Origin of the sequence: Agromyces aureus (assembly GCF_001660485.1) — a bacterium.
Lineage (GTDB): Bacteria > Actinomycetota > Actinomycetes > Actinomycetales > Microbacteriaceae > Agromyces > Agromyces aureus.
The window spans coordinates 2,524,674-2,541,252 of the sequence record NZ_CP013979.1; the positions used below are offsets into that span (position 1 = coordinate 2,524,674).

Here is a 16,579-nt window from a genome sequence, read left to right on the forward strand (position 1 = left end):
CGTCGCGTGTGCGTATTCCCCATGAGTAGCACACGACGCCTCGAACATCGCAGGGTCTTCGACCGTGGAGCCCGAATGTTTATCGATCTGCAACGTCACCGTGATCGAGTCGGGGTTCCGACGGCAGATCGGAGGGACGGATGTCGCGGCGCGCGTCAGTCGCCTCGCAGCGCCCGGCGCTCCCGCTCGAGCTCGACGAGCCCCCGCTGCAACGCCGCATACGTCTCGACGTCGGCACGGTCGGTGCGCTGCAGGCGCCCGAGCAGCTCCGACTTCTGCCGGAGCAGCTCTCGATCGACGAGCGCGCTCACGACGCTCTGCACGTAGACCGACAGCTCGGCATTGCCGCGCTGCGGTACCGGAGCCACCGCCAGTTGGTGCACGATGCCCGCGAACGGCGCGGGAACCTCGTCGACGACCCGGTCGACCTTCACGGCGGTCTCGCCGGATGCCAGGACCGAGGCGATGCCGTCGCGCACCACGGCGAGCGACGCGTTCGTGAAGCGGCAGTCGATCGCGTGCCGGAGCAGGTCTTCGCCGACCTCGCTCGGGAACTGCAGCATCGCCTGCAGGGCATCGCGTTCGAGCCTGGTGGCCGGATCACTCGGGAGGTCGACGATCGAGAACGGCTTCTCGGTGACCTCGGTCGCCTGCGCCGCCGCGCCCCCGACGCCCCGGGAGCCGCCCTGCTGCCCGCCACCGGAGCCGCCGTCGCGGCCGGCGCCGCGAGCGCCCCCGGATCCGGCGTCGCGCTGACGGGACTGCGCCTGCCGGATCGCCCTGGTCGCCTCGGCGAGCTCGACCCCGAGCATGCGCGCGAGCTCGCGCGTGTAGCCGGGGCGCATCGCGGGGTCCCGGATGTCGGCGATCACCGGCGCAGCTGCACGCAGGGCGGCGACCCGGCCTTCGACCGTCTCGAGGTCGTAGCGTTCGATCGTGTGCCGCAGCACGAACTCGAACAGGGGTGTGCGGGAGTCGACGAGCGAGCGCACCGCGCCGTCGCCTCGTGCGAGACGCAGGTCGCACGGATCGAGCCCGTCGGGCGCGACGGCCACGAAGGTCTGCGCGGCGAACCGCTGCTCCTCGGCGAATGCGCGCATCGCGGCCTGCTGGCCCGCCGCGTCGCCGTCGAAGGTGAACACGACCTCGCCCAGGCCGGAGTCGTCGCCGAGCACGCGGCGGAGCACCTTGATGTGGTCGACGCCGAAGGAGGTGCCGCAGGTGGCGATGGCCGTCGTCACGCCGGCGAGATGGCAGGCCATGACGTCGGTGTACCCCTCGACGACCACGACGCGGTGCGACTTGGAGATCTCGCGCTTGGCGAGGTCGAGCCCGTAGAGCACCTGGGCCTTGTGGTAGATCGCGGTCTCGGGCGTGTTGAGGTACTTGGGCCCGTTGTCGTCGTCGAGCAGGCGTCGAGCGCCGAAGCCGACGGTCTGCCCGGTCACGTCGCGGATCGGCCAGACGAGACGTCCGCGGAATCGGTCGTAGACGCCGCGGTCGCCCTGCGACACGAGCCCCGCGGCCGAGAGCTCCTCGCTCGAGAAGCCCCGACCCTTGAGGTGGTTCGTCAGGGCGTCCCAGCTCTTCGGTGCGAAGCCGACGCCGAACCGCCTGGCCGCCTCGGCGTCGAACCCGCGCTCGCCGAGGAACCGGCGGCCGACCTCGGCCTCGCCGGTGCCGAGCTGTTCGGTGAAGAACTCGGAGGCCGCCTGGTTCGCGGCGAGCAGTCGGGCGCGATTGCCGTGATCGCTCGCCTGCCCGCCGTCTTCGTAGTGCAGCTCGTACCCGAGGCGACCGGCGAGCCGCTCGACTGCCTCGGTGAACGACACGTGGTCCATGCGCTGGAGGAAGGTGTACGCGTCGCCGGACTCGCCGCAGCCGAAGCAGTGGTAGTAGCCGAGCGCCGGGCGCACGTGGAAGCTCGGGCTGCGCTCGTCGTGGAACGGGCAGAGGCCCTTCATCGAGCCGACGCCGGCCGACTTCAGGCTCACGTGGTCGCCGACGATATCGGCGATGTTCGTGCGGGCCTTCACCTCGTCGACGTCACTCTGTCGAATTCGGCCGGCCATGGCTCTCATCCTAGATCGCCGCGGCGCGGCGGATGCCGGCGCGACGCGACTCGAGGCGGGCCGAGCGACCGCGCGGGCGCGTGCGAGCGGGCCGGCTCACCGGCGCACGAGGCGCTCGTGCCAGGCCAGAGCGGACTGGTCGGTCAGGCTCGCGACCTGGTCGACGATCGCACGGCGACGACCGGTGTCGTCGGCGGCCGCGGCCCAGTCCTCGGCGAACCCGGGGTCGAGATCGCGGTCGCCGGTCGCGAACAGCGCGTCGGCGAGTTCGACGAGTACTTCGCGCTGCTGCGTGTAGATCGGCTGGCGGCTGTTGCGCGACATCACGAACGCGGCGACGATGCCCTTGAGCACGGCGATCTCGGCCTGCACCTCGCGCGGCACGACGACGTCGGCGTCGAACCGGATGAGACTCGCCAGCGGGAACGCCGAGCGGGTCGCCTCGGTGGCCGCGCGCGCGAAGCGGCCGATGAGCTGGCTCGTGAGGTTCTTCAGCTGCGCCTGATCGCGGCGGCTGCCGCTCCAGGACTCCAGCCAGCCCTCGAGCGAGTCGAGCCGATCGAACGCGGCGATGAGCTCGTCGTGCGAGTAGGCCCCGCCGATCCACTCGTACATCGAGGTGACGAGCGCGTCGTGATCGACCCGTTCGCCGAGGCTTTCGACGTCGATGTAGCCGTTCACGATGGCGTCTTCGAAGTCGTGCACCGAATACGCGATGTCGTCGGAGAGGTCCATGACCTGCGCCTCGATGCAGAGTCGCCGCTCGGGTGCCCCGCGTCGCAGCCACGTGAAGACGTCGAGGTCGTCGCGGTAGAAGCCGAACTTCGCGCGGCCGCTGGGGTCTGCGACCGAGGTCGCCTCGGGCCACGGATACTTGCAGCTCGCGTCGAGGCTCGCCCGCGTCAGGTTGAGACCGTACCCTCGCCCCTCGGCGTCGAACACCTTGGGCTCGAGCCGGGTGAGGATGCGGAGGGTCTGCGCGTTGCCCTCGAACCCGCCGATCTCGGCGGCCCAGATGTTGAGCGCCTTCTCGCCGTTGTGCCCGAACGGCGGATGCCCGAGGTCGTGCGCGAGGCAGGCCGTGTCGACGACGTCGGGGTCGAGCCCGAGCGACGAGGCGAGCTCGCGGCCGACCTGCGCGACCTCGAGCGAGTGCGTCAGGCGGTTGCGGGCGAAGTCGAGTCCCGCGGTCGGGCTCAGCACCTGGGTCTTCGCCGCGAGACGGCGCAGCGCGCTCGAATGCAGCAGGCGGGCGCGATCGCGCGCGAAGTCGCTGCGGCGGTTCGTGTGCTCTTCGGGGTGCCGGCGCTCGGTGTCGACATCGTGATAACCGCCGAACAGTCGCTCGGATGCCACCCTCAGCCGCCGCTCGTGTCGAGCTCGGCGTCGACGAGGGTCGTGCGATCGTGACCTGCGAGTTCTTGGGACTCGAGCCAGCCGTCGGGCAGGGCCGGCTTCTTCGGAGTTCCGGCACGACCGCGCGGGCCCTCGGCACCTTCGCCGGGGTACGGCATCGACCAGTCGAGGCTGCCGAGCAGGTCATCGAGCTGCGCGAGCGACTCGACCGTCGCCAGGCGCGCCCGCAGGTCGCCGCCGACCGGGTAGCCCTTGAAGTACCAGGCGACGTGCTTGCGGATGTCTCGGCACCCGCGCTCTTCGCTGTCGAAGAACTCGGTGAGCAGTTCGGCGTGGCGACGGAACGTCTGCGCGACCTGCCCGAGCGACGGGTAGAAGTTCTGCGTCTCGCCACGGAACGCCGCAGCGAGGTCGCCGAAGAGCCACGGCCGGCCGAGGCATCCGCGGCCGACGACCACGCCGTCGCAGCCGGTCTCGGCGACCATGCGCAGTGCGTCTTCGGCCGACCAGATGTCGCCGTTGCCGAGCACGGGCACACCCGTGACGGTCTCTTTCAGCTTGCCGATGGCCGCCCAATCGGCGTGGCCGGAGTAGAACTCGGAGGCCGTGCGCGCGTGCAGCGCGATGGAGGCGACGCCCGCACCCTCGGCGATGCGCCCCGCCTCGAGGTAGGTGAGGTGGTCGGCGTCGATGCCCTTGCGCATCTTGATGGTGAGCGGGATGTCGCCCGCGGCCGTGACCGCGCCCTCGACGATGTCGCGGAACAACCCGGTCTTCCACGGCAGGGCGGCGCCTCCGCCCTTGCGCGTGACCTTCGGCACCGGGCATCCGAAATTCAGGTCGATGTGGTCGGCGCGGTCTTCGGCGACGAGCATCGTGACGGCCTCGGAGACCGTCTTCGGGTCGACCCCGTAGAGCTGGATCGAGCGGGGCGTCTCGGACTCGTGGTGCGTGATGAGCCGCATCGACTCGGGGGTGCGCTCGACGAGCGCCCGCGAGGTGATCATCTCGGAGACGTAGAGGCCGGCGCCGAACTCGCGGCACAGTCGGCGGAAGGCCGTGTTCGTGATGCCCGCCATCGGGGCGAGCACGACGGGCACGTCGAGTTCGAGGCCGCCGATGGTGAGCGGGCCTGCAGGGGTCGTGGAAGTGAGTGACATCACGGTCGATTCTCCCAGAATCCGCTGACATCCCGCCCTCGGCCGCTTCGCGCGGCCATAGGCTCTCCCTCAGACGAGCTGTGGAGGGCGAAATGAGCGAGACGATCCCGGGTTCCGAGCGGGTGCGGGCCGACGCGGAGGCCCGTGGCCTCCAGGTCGAGATCATCGAGCGACCGGCCGCGCGAAGCCTCGAGGAGGCGGCCGAGCTGCTCGGCATCTCGCCCGGCGACATCGTGAAGTCGCTCGTCGTCAAGCGCAGCGACGACACCTACCTGTTCGCGCTCGTGCCCGGCGGCCGCAAGATCTCGTGGCCCAAGCTCCGCGCGCTCGTCGGCGTCAACAAGCTGCAGCTTCCGGATGCCTCGCTCGCGCTCGCCGCGACCGGCTACGAGCGCGGCACGATCACGCCGCTCGGGTCGACGACGGCGTGGCCGGTCTATATCGACGAGTCGGTCGTCGGACGCCGCGTGTCGATGGGCGCCGGCGAGCACGGACGGAGCCTCTTCGTCGACGCCGACCGGCTCATCGAGGCGTTCGACGCGGTCGTCGCCGACCTCAGCGACCCCGAGTAGCGGCGACTACTCGACCGGCGGCAGGGAGACCGCCGATGTGCCGGGCACGAAGCAGACGTCGCCCTCGCACACCATGGCCGACGGGTCGCCCGCGACCATCGTGAACGGCGACGCCGCGGCATCCGTCACCGGCATCGGTGCATCGGATGCCGCGGGCGCGCCCTGCTGCTGCACGTCGGTCACGCGACGCGCTCGCCGGAGACCTGCGAGATCGCCTGGGTGAAGACCTCGGCGGGCTGGGCGCCCGAGATGCCGTACTTGCCGTCGATGACGAAGAACGGCACGCCCTGGATGCCGTAGGCACCGGCCTGCGCGATGTCGGCCTGCACGTCGGCGGCGAAGCGACCGGAGTCGAGCGCCTCGCGGGCCGCGTCGGCGTCGAGCCCCACGTCGGAGGCGAAGCCCACGAGCTCGTCGATGCGGTTCACGCGGCCGCCCTCGACGAAGTACGCCTTCAGCAGGCGCTCCTTGAGCTCGAGCTGCTTGCCGTGCGCCTTCGCGAAGTGCAGCAGTTCGTGCGCCTTCAGGGTCTTCGTGTGCGCGACCTTCTCGAAGTGGTAGTCGAGTCCGGCGTTCGCGGCGACGCCCGTGACGTGCTCGAGCATCTGCTCGACGCGCTCGACGGGCATGCCCTTGCGCTCGGCGAGGTACTCGACCGTCGAGCCCTCGAAGTCGAGCGGGGTGTCGGGCGAGAGCTCGAACGAGTGGTACTCGATCTCGACGTCGGGTGCGTCGGCGCCGAGCGCCTCGAGGCCGGCCTCGAGGTGGCGCTTGCCGATGTAGCACCAGGGGCAGGCGATGTCGGACCAGATGTCGATCTTGATGGGTTCACTCACGATGAGGGGAAACCGATGCGGATGCATCCGTATTCCCGGGTTCGATCCGCGATTCGGATGCCGCGGCATCCGCTCGGCCCGAATGCCCCCCGCCGAGCCGCGTGACCCAGACGACGAGCGAGGCCACCGCGGCGAACGCCACCGAGATCACGAGCACCCAGAATGCGACCCCGAGGTAGCCGTTCTGCTGCAGGGCCGGGTTCAGGAACGGGTACGGATACCAGCTCTGCACCGCTTTGACCTGGTCGTACACGAGCGGGCCGCGGACGAGCGTGTAGACCACCCACGTGATGGGGAACGCGAGCACGACGAACACCCGGTTCCACTCGAGCCGACGGCGCCCCGGCGCGAGCAGCCAGTCGAGCACCAGGAACGCGGGGGCGATCACGTGGAGCACCTCGTTGGTCCAGGGCTGGGCGTCGCCGCCGCCGGTGACCGGCAGGCCGCGCAGCAGCAGGTTGTAGACGATGCCGGTGATCGCCATGTACGTGGTCGCGCACGCCCGCAGCACGGCGAACCAACTCGGATCGGGCAGCCGCCGCGCGACCGCGAGGCCCGCGCCGATGAGCAGCACGGCCGTCGCGAGCAGGTTCGACTCGATCGTGAAGTAGCTGAAGAAGTTGACGTTCAACGTGACGAGGTCGGCGAAGCCCTGCGCGGCCCAGAAGCCGCTCGAGCCCTGGTAGGTCACGACCACGGCCGCGATGATCGCGACGGCCATCGCCGTGCGGAGCACCGCCCAGAGGAGCACGAATGCCCGGTTCGGGCCGGTGGAGGTGCGAACGACGGGTTCGGTGGAAGCGGTCACGCGGCCAGCGTATCGGCGGGCGGCACGCGGGGCCACGATCGGCCGCCCGAGGCATCCGTCGTGTCGCGGTGACGGATGCCGCGGGCCGGCCGTGCGTGCGGCGCAGTGGCGATGGGCGGGCTCAGCGCCCGACGACGATGCGGGTGGCCTCGGCGACGACCTCGTTGTTCCGCACGGCGTCGGCGCGATCAGTGCGCGTGAGGATGACGAGGGTCAGGGGTTCGCGCCCCGGCCGCCAGAGCACTCCGGCGTCGTTCACGACTCCGTACTCGCCGCCGCCCGTCTTGTCGGCCAGTTCGTAGGGCGGCGTCAGGCCCGCGCGCATGCGCGCCCCGGAGGTCGCGGTGCGCAGCATCCACTCGCGCAGGCGCGACGAGGCGAGCACGCCCGCGGCGTCCTCGAGCAGCAGCGCGGAGTACAGCAGCGCGATGTCGTCGGGCGTCGTGGTGTCGCGCACGTCGCCGGGCACCGCGTCGTTGAGCTCGGGTTCCCAGCGATCGAGCCGCGTGCGGCCGGCGCCGAGCGAGGCGGCGAAGGCGGTGACGGCTCCGGGGCCGCCGAGTTCGCGCAGCAGCAGGTTGCCCGCGGTGTTGTCGCTGAACCGGATCGCCGCATCGGCCAACTGCTCGGGCGTGGCCTGCTGGGGTTGCAGGGTGGCGAGGACCGCGGAGTCCCGCACGACGTCGGCGTCGGTGAATGGGATGGGCGTGGCCCAGTACGCCTCGTCGTATCCGCGAGCCTGCACGAGCGCCCCGGCCGCGAGCACCTTGAACAGCGAGCACATCGGGAACCGGTCGGCGGCGCGGTACCGGAACGACCGCCGTTCGCCCTGCGTGACGGCGTGGACGCCGATCGTGACCGAGGTCGCGCGTTCGAGCGAACGCAGTTCACGCGACATCCGGTCGTGATCGGCGGCGGATGTCGCGAGCGAACCGCTCCGCCCGGATGCCGCCCGTGCGGGCGACGTCGTGAGCGCGGCGGCGGCGATGCCCGCGGTCGCAGCACCTCCGAAGGCGAGCACGGAGCGACGGGAGATGGACGTGGATTCAGGTGTCGATGACATGAGTGGCAGTCTCGCCAGCCCACAGCCATGCAGGCAAAGCACCCAACCCTCTTATTCATGCCAGAATCGCATGCATGCCTCGCAACTTCGATCTCCTTTCGGCGTGCGAGGCCTTCGTCTCCGTGGCCGAACGCGAGAGTTTCACCGCCGGTGCGATGGGCGCCGGAGTGACCCAATCCGTCGCGAGCCGGCGCATCGCGGCGCTCGAATCCCACCTCGGTGCGCGCCTGTTCGAACGCTCCTCCCGACGGGTGGCGCTCACCCCGTTCGGGCGCAGCGTGCTGCCGGGCGCCATCCGCTTCGTCGTCGCCGCGCAGGAGTTCGCCGACGACGCCGACCACGCCCGCGCCCTGCCGGTGACCCTCGCCGTACCGCGCCACCTCTCCCCCGCCGCAGCGGCCAGGGTCTGCGCTGCGGCGGCCGATCGATCACTCACGGTCGAGCTGCTCGAGGGCTCCCCCCGCGAGCGCGCCGAGTGGATGAGCGCCGGGCGCGCGCAGCTCGCCCTGCAGCACGTCGAACCCGACCGCGCCGACTGGGCGACGCCCCTCGGCGTCGGCTTCGCCCGCGGGGCGGACTCCGGCGAGGAGCCGTTCTACCTCGCCGAGCTGCGACCGCGCCGCGGCACCCCTGAACGACGCCGGCTCTGGCTGCAGCCGGAGGACGACGTGCCCAACGTGCGCGACCGCCTCGAGCGCGTGCGCAACGGCGCGGGCCTCGCGGCCGGACACCTGCGCCTCGCGACCTCGCTCGTGACCGCGATCGCCCGAGCCATCGCCGACGGCGACCTCGTGCTCTGCACCCGCCCCGAGGCGAACGAGGCCGACCTCGCGTGGCATCCGCTCGGCGACCTGCACCTCATGCGCGGGTACACGCTCGTGCACCGCGACGCCGACCTGGCCGGGCGGTTCGTCGAGGCCACCGGTGACCTCCTGCCAGGGCTGCTCGGCACGGGCGCGGGAGCGACGGTCGGTACCACCGCGTCAGCTGCGACGGCCGCGACGAGGGGTGCGGCATCCGATGCGCCCTGACCGGCTCGTGCTGCGCGACGCGACGCAGGCGCTCGACGATGCGGGGCTGACGGCCTCGATCACCGTGCGCGACCTGGACACCGGCCGGGAACTCTCGTTGGATCCGGATGCCGCGTACCCGCTCGCCTCGGTCGTGAAGCTGCCGTTGGCGATCGCCGTGCTCCGCGGGGCCGCCGCCGGTTCCATCGCCCTGGCCGACCCCGTGCGGATCGACCCCGCCGAGCGCACCCCCGGCCTCACCGGGCTCTGCCGGTTCGAGCACCCGTCGGAGGTCGCCGTGGCGGACCTGCTCTACCTCGCGATCTGCGTCAGCGACGACACGGCCGCCGACGCGCTCTTCGCGCGTGCGTCGCCGACCGAGGTCACCGCGCTGCTGCGGGAGCTCGGCATCACGGACATCACGGTGCGCCACTCCATCCAGGACCTGCACGAGACGCTCGCGAGCCGGCTCGCGCCCGACGAGCTGCCCCAGGCGCTGACCCTCGCCATCCAGGCGTCCACGCGGGGCGGCGGCCACCTCATCCCCCAGCTCGACGTCACGCACGCGAACGCCGGCACGTCCCGAGCGCTCGTCGACCTGCTCGAACGGCTCTGGACCTCCCCCGACCTGGCACCCGAGCGCGAGCAGCTCCGGCGCCTGCTCGGCCAGAACCTCATGCGTCACCGCCTCGCGCCCGACCTCGAGTCCGACGACGCCGAGTGGTTCTCGAAGACCGGCACGTTCCTGCACCTGCGCCACGAGGTGGGCGTGCTCGAGCACGCCGACGGCGGCACGTTCGCGATCGCGGTCCTGAGCGAGTCATCGGTTCCTGCACGCCGCCAGCCCGGAGCCGAGCAAGCACTCGGTTTCGCCGCCAGGCTGCTGCACGATCAGGTGCGCGCGACCCGCAGCACGCGGTGAACCTCGGTCGATGAGCGGATGCCGCGGCCGCCCGAGGCCGTCGGATCGCCGACCGACCTGCCGCTGCCGACGTGCCGTCCGCCGGCGCGAAGGCCTACGCCGAGGCGGTCGGCGTGTCGATCGCGCCGCCGAAGCGACGGTTGCGGGACGCGTAGAGCTCGATGGCCTGCCAGAGGTCGGTGCGCGAGAAGTCGGGCCAGAGCTGGTCGAGGAAGACCATCTCGGCGTACGCCGACTGCCACAACAGGAAGTTGGAGGTGCGCTGCTCGCCCGAGCTGCGCACGAACAGGTCGACGTCGGGCATCTCGGGCACGTACAGGCGCTTCGCGATGAGCTTCTCGGAGACCGCCGACGGCTTCAGACGACCGGCGGCCACGTCGTCGGCGATCGAGCGCACCGCATCGGTGATCTCGTTGCGCCCGCCGTAGTTCACGCACATCGTGAGGGTCAGGGTGTCGTTGCCCGCCGTCATCCGCTCGGCGAACTGCAGCTCGTTGATGACCGATGCCCAGAGGCGCGGCTTGCGCCCGGCCCAGCGGATGCGCACGCCCCACTCGTTGAGCTGGTCGCGGCGTCGGTGCAGCACGTCGCGGTTGTAGCCCATGAGGAAGCGCACCTCGTCGGGGCTGCGCTTCCAGTTCTCGGTCGAGAACGCGTACACCGAGAGGTGCTTGACGCCCGCCTGGATCGCGCCAGCGACGACGTCGAGCAGCGCCGCCTCGCCGGCCTTGTGGCCCTCGATGCGCGTGAGGCCCTGACGATTCGCCCAGCGGCCGTTGCCGTCCATGACGATCGCCACGTGGTTCGGCACGGCGCCCCTCGGGAACGCGGGGGGATGCACCCCGGTCCAGTCGAGCGGCTTGTAGGCGACGGCGTCGCGGTGCGTGTAGGGCTTGGGGGTCACGGTGCGGTGATTTCTCTCGAGACGTGCGGCAGCGAGCGGAGTCCGCGCTCGAGGTGCCACTGGGTGTAGGCGGCCACGATGCCGCTGGCCTGATTGCGGTCGCCGACGGCCGAGCCATCGACGAAGGCCCAGTCGCCCGCGAGCAGGGCGCCGAGCAGGGCGACCGTCGACCTGGCGATGCGGGGCGTGCCGGGCGGTGCGCACTCCTCGTCGCAGACCACGCCGCCGAGCTGCACGACGACCGCCGTGTGCTCGCCGGGGCGTCCGCAGCGCGAGCAGTCCTCGAAGCTCGGTGCCCACCCTGCGAGGGAGAGCGCTCGCAGCAGGTACGAATCGAGGGTGAGCGTCGCGCCGTGCTCGCCGCGGGCGAGCGAGCGCAGGGCGCCGACGAGCAGCAGGTACTGCTGCAGCGACCCCTCGGACTCGGTCAGCTTGTCGGCCGCCTCGACCATGGCGCTCGCGGCCGTGTAGGCGGCGTAGTCGGCGCTGATCTCGGCACCGTACGAGCCGAGCGACTCGGCCTGCGTCACGACGTCGAGCGTGCGGCCCTCGTAGAGCTGGAGGTCGGCGACCATGAACGGCTCGAGGCGGGCTCCGAACTTCGACCCGGTGCGGCGCACACCTTTCGCGACCGCGCGGATCTTGCCGTGCCGCCGAGTGAGGAGCGTGACGATGCGGTCGGCCTCACCCAGCTTGTGGGTGCGCAGCACGACGGCTTCATCTCGGTAGACGGGCACCCTTCATTCTCCCACCCGCCGCCGACGGCACGGCGCACCGCGCGGGTCGGCAGCGCGGATGGCGCGCACGCGGCATCCGTCTGGTTCACTTGCCTCGTGGAAACCCAGCAGTTCTTCATCCCCCTCTGGCTCGATCTCACCGCGGTCGGACTCGGCGGCGTGCAGGGCGCCCTGTTCGCCTCGGGCTTCCGCGGCCAGCGCCGCCTCGACCTGCTCGGCGTCGCCCTGGTCGGCATCGTCATGGGGTTCGGCGGCGGCATGATCCGAGACCTGCTGCTGAACGAACCACTGCGGGCGCTGCAGAGCAACTGGTACCTGATCGTCGCGATCGCCGCGTCACTGCTCGGCATGCTCCTGGCCGGGCCGCTCACGAGGGTCAACGGCCTCATCGTCGGGCTCGACGCCATCGTGATCGGCATGTTCGGCGCGCTCGGCACGTCGAAGGCGCTCGCGCTCGGCCTGCCCATCCTGCCCGCCGTGTTCGTCGGCGTGGCCGCGGCGGCCGGCGGCGGCGTGCTCCGGGACATGCTCATGGGCCTGCCCATCGCGATCATGCACGTCGGCTCGCTCTACGCGGTCGCGGCCGGAGCCGGGTGCATCGTGCTCGCGGTGCTCGACCTGTTCGACGTTCCGCTGTTCATCGGCGGCATCGTCTGCGTGGCGGTGACGGCCGTCATCCGCTGGCTCGCGGTGATCTTCGACGTGTCGCTGCCGGAGCAGCGCATGCTCTACCGGCGCAAGGTCGCGACCGAGACCGGCATGCTCCCCGTCATCCGCAACTGAACGGGCGCCCCGATCGGTCCGCGCGAGCGAGCCGCGCGACGAACAGCGCCTGAGACGACGGATGCCGCGGGCCGGCGTCGGCCCGCGGCATCCGTCGATCGGATCAGACGCCGACGGCCTCGAGCTCGTCGACCTCGACGCGCGCGCGGATCGCGCGGTTGACGGCCGACACGACGGCCTTCAGCGAGGCCGTGGAGATGTCGGCGTCGATGCCGACGCCCCAGAGCGTGCGGTCGCCGACCTGGCACTCGACGTACGCCGCGGCCACGGCGTCGCCGCCGGCCGACATGGCGTGCTCACTGTAGTCGAGCACGCGCACCTCGACGCCCTCGGCACCGAGCACCGACAGGAACGCCGCGATGGGGCCGTTGCCGCTGGCCTCGGCGTCGACGCGCTCGTCGCCGTCGCGCAGGCCGACGCGCACGCGCACCTCGCCCGTCAGTTCGCTCTCGGTGCGGAGCGACAGCAGCTCGAAGCGACCCCACTTGTCGTCGGGTTGCGCGGCGGGCGCCGGCAGGTACTCGTCGGTGAAGATGTTCCAGATGTCGTCGCTCGAGACCTCGCCGCCCTCGGCGTCGGTCTTGGCCTGCACGACGCCCGAGAACTCGATCTGGAGACGACGGGGCAGGTCGAGCGCGTGGTCGGTCTTCAGCAGGTAGGCAACGCCGCCCTTGCCGGACTGCGAGTTCACGCGGATCACCGCCTCGTAGCTGCGCCCGAGGTCCCGCGGGTCGACGGGCAGGTACGGCACGGCCCACTCCAGCTCGCCGAGCGTGACGCCACCGCGCGCCGCCGCGGCATCCATCGCCTCGAAGCCCTTCTTGATCGCGTCCTGGTGCGATCCGGAGAAGGCCGTGTAGACCAGGTCGCCGGCCCACGGGTGCCGCTCGGGCACGGGCAGCTGGTTGCAGTACTCGGCGGTGCGCTTGACGTCGTCGACGTCGGAGAAGTCGATCTGCGGGTCGATGCCCTGCGTGAACAGGTTGATGCCGAGGGCGACGAGGTCGACGTTGCCGGTGCGCTCGCCGTTGCCGAAGAGGCATCCCTCGATGCGGTCGGCGCCGGCCATGTAGCCGAGCTCCGCGGCCGCGATCGCCGTGCCGCGGTCGTTGTGGGGGTGCAGCGAGAGGATCACGTTCTCGCGGTGGGCGAGGTGACGGCTCATCCACTCGATCGAGTCGGCGTAGACGTTGGGCGTGGCCATCTCCACCGTTGCGGGCAGGTTGATGATGACCTTGCGCTCGGGCGTCGGCTCGAAGATCTCGATGACCTGGTTGCAGACGTCGACCGCGAACTCGAGCTCGGTGCCCGTGTAGCTCTCGGGCGAGTACTCGTAGTACACGTCGGTGCCGGGCACCGTGGACTCCATCTCGCGGCACTTGCGCGCGCCGTGCAGGGCGATGTCGATGATGCCCTGGCGGTCGGTGCGGAACACGACGTCGCGCTGCAGGATGCTCGTGGAGTTGTAGAGGTGCACGATGGCCTGCTTGGCGCCGGCGATCGACTCGTACGTGCGCTCGATGAGGTGGTCGCGCGCCTGCGTCAGCACCTGGATGGTGACGTCGTCGGGGATGGCGGCCTCTTCGATGAGGCTGCGCACGAAGTCGAAGTCGGTCTGGCTCGCGCTCGGGAACCCGACCTCGATCTCCTTGTAGCCCATCTTCACGAGCAGGTCGAACATGATGCGCTTGCGCTCGGGGCTCATCGGGTCGATGAGCGCCTGGTTGCCGTCACGCAGGTCGACGGCGCACCAGCGAGGGGCGACCTCGATGCGCTTGGACGGCCACGTGCGGTCGGGCAGGTCCACCGCGATCTGCTGGTGGAAGGGGCGGTACCGGTGGATCGGCATCGCGGACGGCTTCTGGGTGTTCTTCATGGGGTGCTCTTCTCGCTTCTCGGATGCGTTCAGCCGACGACGAACTCCGCAGCGAGGGAGGCCTGGAAACTAGGACTCGCTGCGGCAGCTAAGGAGAAGCAGGCCGTAAGACACGCACCAAGGCTAACACTGCCACCGGTCGCGCGCACGACGGTGCGGACAGACGCCTCCCCCGAGGCATCCGCCCGCTCCGTTCCCCCAGCCTTCGCACCCCCGTGCGAAGGACCTCTCCATCGAGCCGATCGACCCGTCGCCGCCTCGACGGCACGGCCCACCCGATTCAGTCGACTGCGAGCGCAACCACCGGCGACACGCGCGCGGCGCGTCGCATCGGGGCGACGGATGCCGCGAGCGTGAGCAGTGCGGCGGCGCCCACGACGATCGCGACGATCGGCCACGGGATCACCGGCGCCACGATGCCTGGCCCGCTGCCGACCGACCCGAGGATCGACTGCGCGCCGACCCAGCCGTAGGCGATGCCGAGCACGAGGCCCGTCAGCGTCGCCGCGATCGTGAGCGCCGCGGCCTCGACGAGCACCATCACCCGGATCTGGCGGCGATCGAATCCGAGCGCACGCAGCAGGCCGAGTTCGCGCGTGCGCTGCATGACGCTGATCGACAGCGTGTTCACGAGGCCCACGGCCGCGATCACGGCGCTGAACCCGATGAGCGTCGAGAACACCGCGACCGTGCCGTCGATGACCGGGGTCAGGGCGTCCTGCATCTCGGGCTGGTCGGCCGTGGCGATGAGCAGCATCTCGCGATACGTCTCCATGGTGACCGCGAAGGTCGTGACGAGCGTGACGCCGATCACGAGGCCGATCGTCATGCGCGAGGAGCGTTCGGGGTGGCGAACGGCGTTCTCCGCCGCCAGGCGGGCCGACGGGCGGTCGCCGAAGAGACGCCCGACCAGACGGAGCACGGGCGGCATGACCCGGTGCGCAGCGAGCACGACCGCCGTGAACGAGAGGATGCCGCCGAGCAGCCCGATGAGCACGCCCTCGGGTCGCACGAGCCCGACGACCACTCCGAGCACGAGCAGCGCGACGCCCACGATGCCGAGGATCCAGGCCGCGACGGCCCGGCCCCGGCGCGAGGAGACCTCGTCGAAGTCGGCCTCGGTCGCGTTGCCGAGCGCCTGCGCCGGGCGCACGGCGAGCACGCGGCGCGACCCGGTCCAAGCCGCCAGCCACGTCGTGAGAACGACCGCGACCATCGGCACGAGGAGCAGCGGGTCGACGAGCGAGTACGCCACGCGCGGGATGCTGCCCTGCGCCATGCCGATCTCGGCGATGCTCCACGCAGACGCCGAGCCGACCAGCGCACCGAGCACCGATCCGGCGACCCCGACGAGCAGCCCTTCGCGGGCGATCGCGGCGCGCTGGGCGCCCGCGCTCGAACCGATCAGGCGCAACAGGGCGATGAGGCGCGTGCGGCCGGCGACGACCGTCGCCACGGTGTTCGCCGTGACGACGGCGCTGACGTACACGGCGATCGTGATGAACACGCTCGCGACGAGACCGAGCACGAGCTGTACGGTGCCGCTCTCGGCGAGTCCGTTCTCCGACGTGATGACGGCCGTCAGGATGCCGGTGATCTGCAGCAGCGCGACGCCGAACGCCGCCGCGAGCGTGGCGACGAGCAGCGTCGGCAGCAGGTCCTTGAGGCGCGTCACGCGGCAGCCTCCATCGCGAGCATGTACGAGCTGATCTCCTCGGGCGTCGAACGCGAGGTGTCGCGCACGATGCGCCCGTCGGCGAGGAACAGGATGCGGTCCGCGTGGCTCGCGGCCACCGGGTCGTGGGTGACCATCGCGATCGACTGCCCCGTGCGCGACGACGCCGTTGCGAGCAGCCCCAGCACCTCGCGACCCGTACGCGAGTCGAGGTTGCCCGTCGGCTCGTCGGCGAACACGAGGTCGGGCCTGGTCGCGAGCGCACGGGCGATCGCGACGCGCTGCTGCTGTCCGCCCGAGAGCTCGTGCGGGCGGTGCTTCACCCGCGCGGCGAGTCCGAGGGTGTCGAGCAGCTCGTCGATCCACGCCTGCTCGTCCTTCGACGGACGGCGCCCGTCGAGCTCGAACGGCAGCAGCACGTTGGCCCGCACATCCAGCGTCGGCACGAGGTTGAACGACTGGAACACGAACCCGATGCGCCGCCGGCGGAGCACCGTGAGCTCGCCGTCGGGCAGGTCGGTGATGTCGGTGTCGCCGAGCCAGACCCGGCCGGAGGTCGGCGAGTCGAGACCGGCCATGATGTGCATGAGCGTCGACTTGCCCGAGCCCGACGGGCCCATGATCGCCGTGAACTCCCCACGACGCAGCCCGAGCGACACGTCGTCGAGGGCCGCGACCGCGCCGGGCCCGGTTCCGTACCGCTTGCCGAGGTTCGTGACGCGCGCGATGAGTCCGAGGTCTGAAGGATGGATCTGCATGTCTTCGACGCTACGGCCGCCGGCCGCGACGATCATCGGGCCAGAGG

The 16,579-nt window shown here is 71.1% G+C and carries 16 protein-coding genes; 4 read left to right on the top strand and 12 right to left on the bottom strand.

Annotated elements, in window-relative coordinates; all coding sequences use genetic code 11:
• Nucleotides 1-155: 155 nt before the first annotated feature.
• The 3 genes from dnaG to dusB form a co-directional block, all read right to left on the bottom strand.
• Nucleotides 156-2,072 (bottom strand): DNA primase, encoded by a 1,917-nt coding sequence (gene dnaG / locus ATC03_RS11235; RefSeq protein ID WP_067876936.1) that lies wholly within the window; start codon nt 2,070-2,072, stop codon nt 156-158.
• A 96-nt stretch (nt 2,073-2,168) separates the two neighbouring features.
• Nucleotides 2,169-3,428: a deoxyguanosinetriphosphate triphosphohydrolase gene (locus ATC03_RS11240; protein WP_227820077.1), complete on the bottom strand. Its 1,260-nt coding sequence runs from the start codon at nt 3,426-3,428 to the stop codon at nt 2,169-2,171.
• 2 nt (nt 3,429-3,430) lie between these two features.
• The gene (gene dusB / locus ATC03_RS11245; RefSeq protein ID WP_067876942.1) at nt 3,431-4,588 is read right to left on the bottom strand and encodes a tRNA dihydrouridine synthase DusB; all 1,158 of its coding nucleotides are present in this window, start codon (nt 4,586-4,588) and stop codon (nt 3,431-3,433) included.
• Nucleotides 4,589-4,680: 92 nt separating this feature from the next.
• On the opposite strand from dusB, the gene ATC03_RS11250 reads away from it, so the two are divergent.
• The gene (locus ATC03_RS11250; RefSeq protein ID WP_067876946.1) at nt 4,681-5,160 is read left to right on the top strand and encodes an aminoacyl-tRNA deacylase; all 480 of its coding nucleotides are present in this window, start codon (nt 4,681-4,683) and stop codon (nt 5,158-5,160) included.
• Nucleotides 5,161-5,166: 6 nt separating this feature from the next.
• On the opposite strand, the gene ATC03_RS20595 is transcribed toward ATC03_RS11250, so the two are convergent.
• From ATC03_RS20595 to bla, 4 genes are all read right to left on the bottom strand, one after another.
• Complete coding sequence (locus tag ATC03_RS20595; protein WP_156997154.1) at nt 5,167-5,343, bottom strand: hypothetical protein; 177 nt, start codon at nt 5,341-5,343, stop codon at nt 5,167-5,169.
• Complete coding sequence (locus ATC03_RS11255; protein ID WP_067876960.1) at nt 5,340-5,996, bottom strand: DsbA family oxidoreductase; 657 nt, start codon at nt 5,994-5,996, stop codon at nt 5,340-5,342. The genes ATC03_RS20595 and ATC03_RS11255 overlap by 4 nt, the downstream gene beginning before the upstream one ends.
• Nucleotides 5,989-6,804 carry a Pr6Pr family membrane protein gene (locus ATC03_RS11260; protein WP_198168705.1) on the bottom strand — a complete coding sequence of 272 codons (816 nt, stop codon included), beginning with the start codon at nt 6,802-6,804 and terminating at the stop codon, nt 5,989-5,991. Before ATC03_RS11260 ends, ATC03_RS11255 begins: the two co-directional genes overlap by 8 nt.
• Before the next feature lie 121 nt (nt 6,805-6,925).
• Nucleotides 6,926-7,867 (bottom strand): class A beta-lactamase, encoded by a 942-nt coding sequence (bla, locus tag ATC03_RS11265; RefSeq protein ID WP_067876963.1) that lies wholly within the window; start codon nt 7,865-7,867, stop codon nt 6,926-6,928.
• 74 nt (nt 7,868-7,941) lie between these two features.
• Between bla and ATC03_RS11270 the strand changes: the two genes are divergently transcribed.
• Nucleotides 7,942-8,898: a LysR family transcriptional regulator gene (locus tag ATC03_RS11270; protein WP_067876965.1), complete on the top strand. Its 957-nt coding sequence runs from the start codon at nt 7,942-7,944 to the stop codon at nt 8,896-8,898.
• On the top strand, nt 8,888-9,799 hold the full coding sequence (locus ATC03_RS11275) for a serine hydrolase (RefSeq protein WP_067876969.1): 912 nt from the start codon (nt 8,888-8,890) through the stop codon (nt 9,797-9,799). Before ATC03_RS11270 ends, ATC03_RS11275 begins: the two co-directional genes overlap by 11 nt.
• A gap of 94 nt (nt 9,800-9,893) precedes the next feature.
• Here the strand turns inward: ATC03_RS11275 and ATC03_RS11280 are convergent, their stop codons facing one another.
• Both ATC03_RS11280 and recO read right to left on the bottom strand, forming a co-directional pair.
• Entirely contained in the window at nt 9,894-10,703 is an 810-nt protein-coding gene (locus tag ATC03_RS11280; RefSeq protein WP_067876977.1) for an isoprenyl transferase, read from the bottom strand.
• Nucleotides 10,700-11,440 (bottom strand): DNA repair protein RecO, encoded by a 741-nt coding sequence (gene recO, locus ATC03_RS11285; RefSeq protein WP_067876980.1) that lies wholly within the window; start codon nt 11,438-11,440, stop codon nt 10,700-10,702. The genes ATC03_RS11280 and recO overlap by 4 nt, the downstream gene beginning before the upstream one ends.
• A gap of 96 nt (nt 11,441-11,536) precedes the next feature.
• Here recO and ATC03_RS11290 point away from each other — a divergent pair, with 96 nt between their 5' ends.
• Nucleotides 11,537-12,223, top strand: coding sequence for a trimeric intracellular cation channel family protein (locus ATC03_RS11290; RefSeq protein ID WP_067876982.1), 687 nt, complete (start codon nt 11,537-11,539; stop codon nt 12,221-12,223).
• 103 nt (nt 12,224-12,326) lie between these two features.
• Here the strand turns inward: ATC03_RS11290 and leuA are convergent, their stop codons facing one another.
• The 3 genes from leuA to ATC03_RS11305 form a co-directional block, all read right to left on the bottom strand.
• Complete coding sequence (gene leuA, locus ATC03_RS11295; protein WP_067876984.1) at nt 12,327-14,099, bottom strand: 2-isopropylmalate synthase; 1,773 nt, start codon at nt 14,097-14,099, stop codon at nt 12,327-12,329.
• Nucleotides 14,100-14,379: 280 nt separating this feature from the next.
• Entirely contained in the window at nt 14,380-15,774 is a 1,395-nt protein-coding gene (locus ATC03_RS11300) for an ABC transporter permease (protein WP_067876987.1), read from the bottom strand.
• The gene (locus tag ATC03_RS11305; protein ID WP_067881971.1) at nt 15,771-16,532 is read right to left on the bottom strand and encodes an ABC transporter ATP-binding protein; all 762 of its coding nucleotides are present in this window, start codon (nt 16,530-16,532) and stop codon (nt 15,771-15,773) included. The genes ATC03_RS11300 and ATC03_RS11305 overlap by 4 nt, the downstream gene beginning before the upstream one ends.
• Nucleotides 16,533-16,579: the final 47 nt, after the last annotated feature.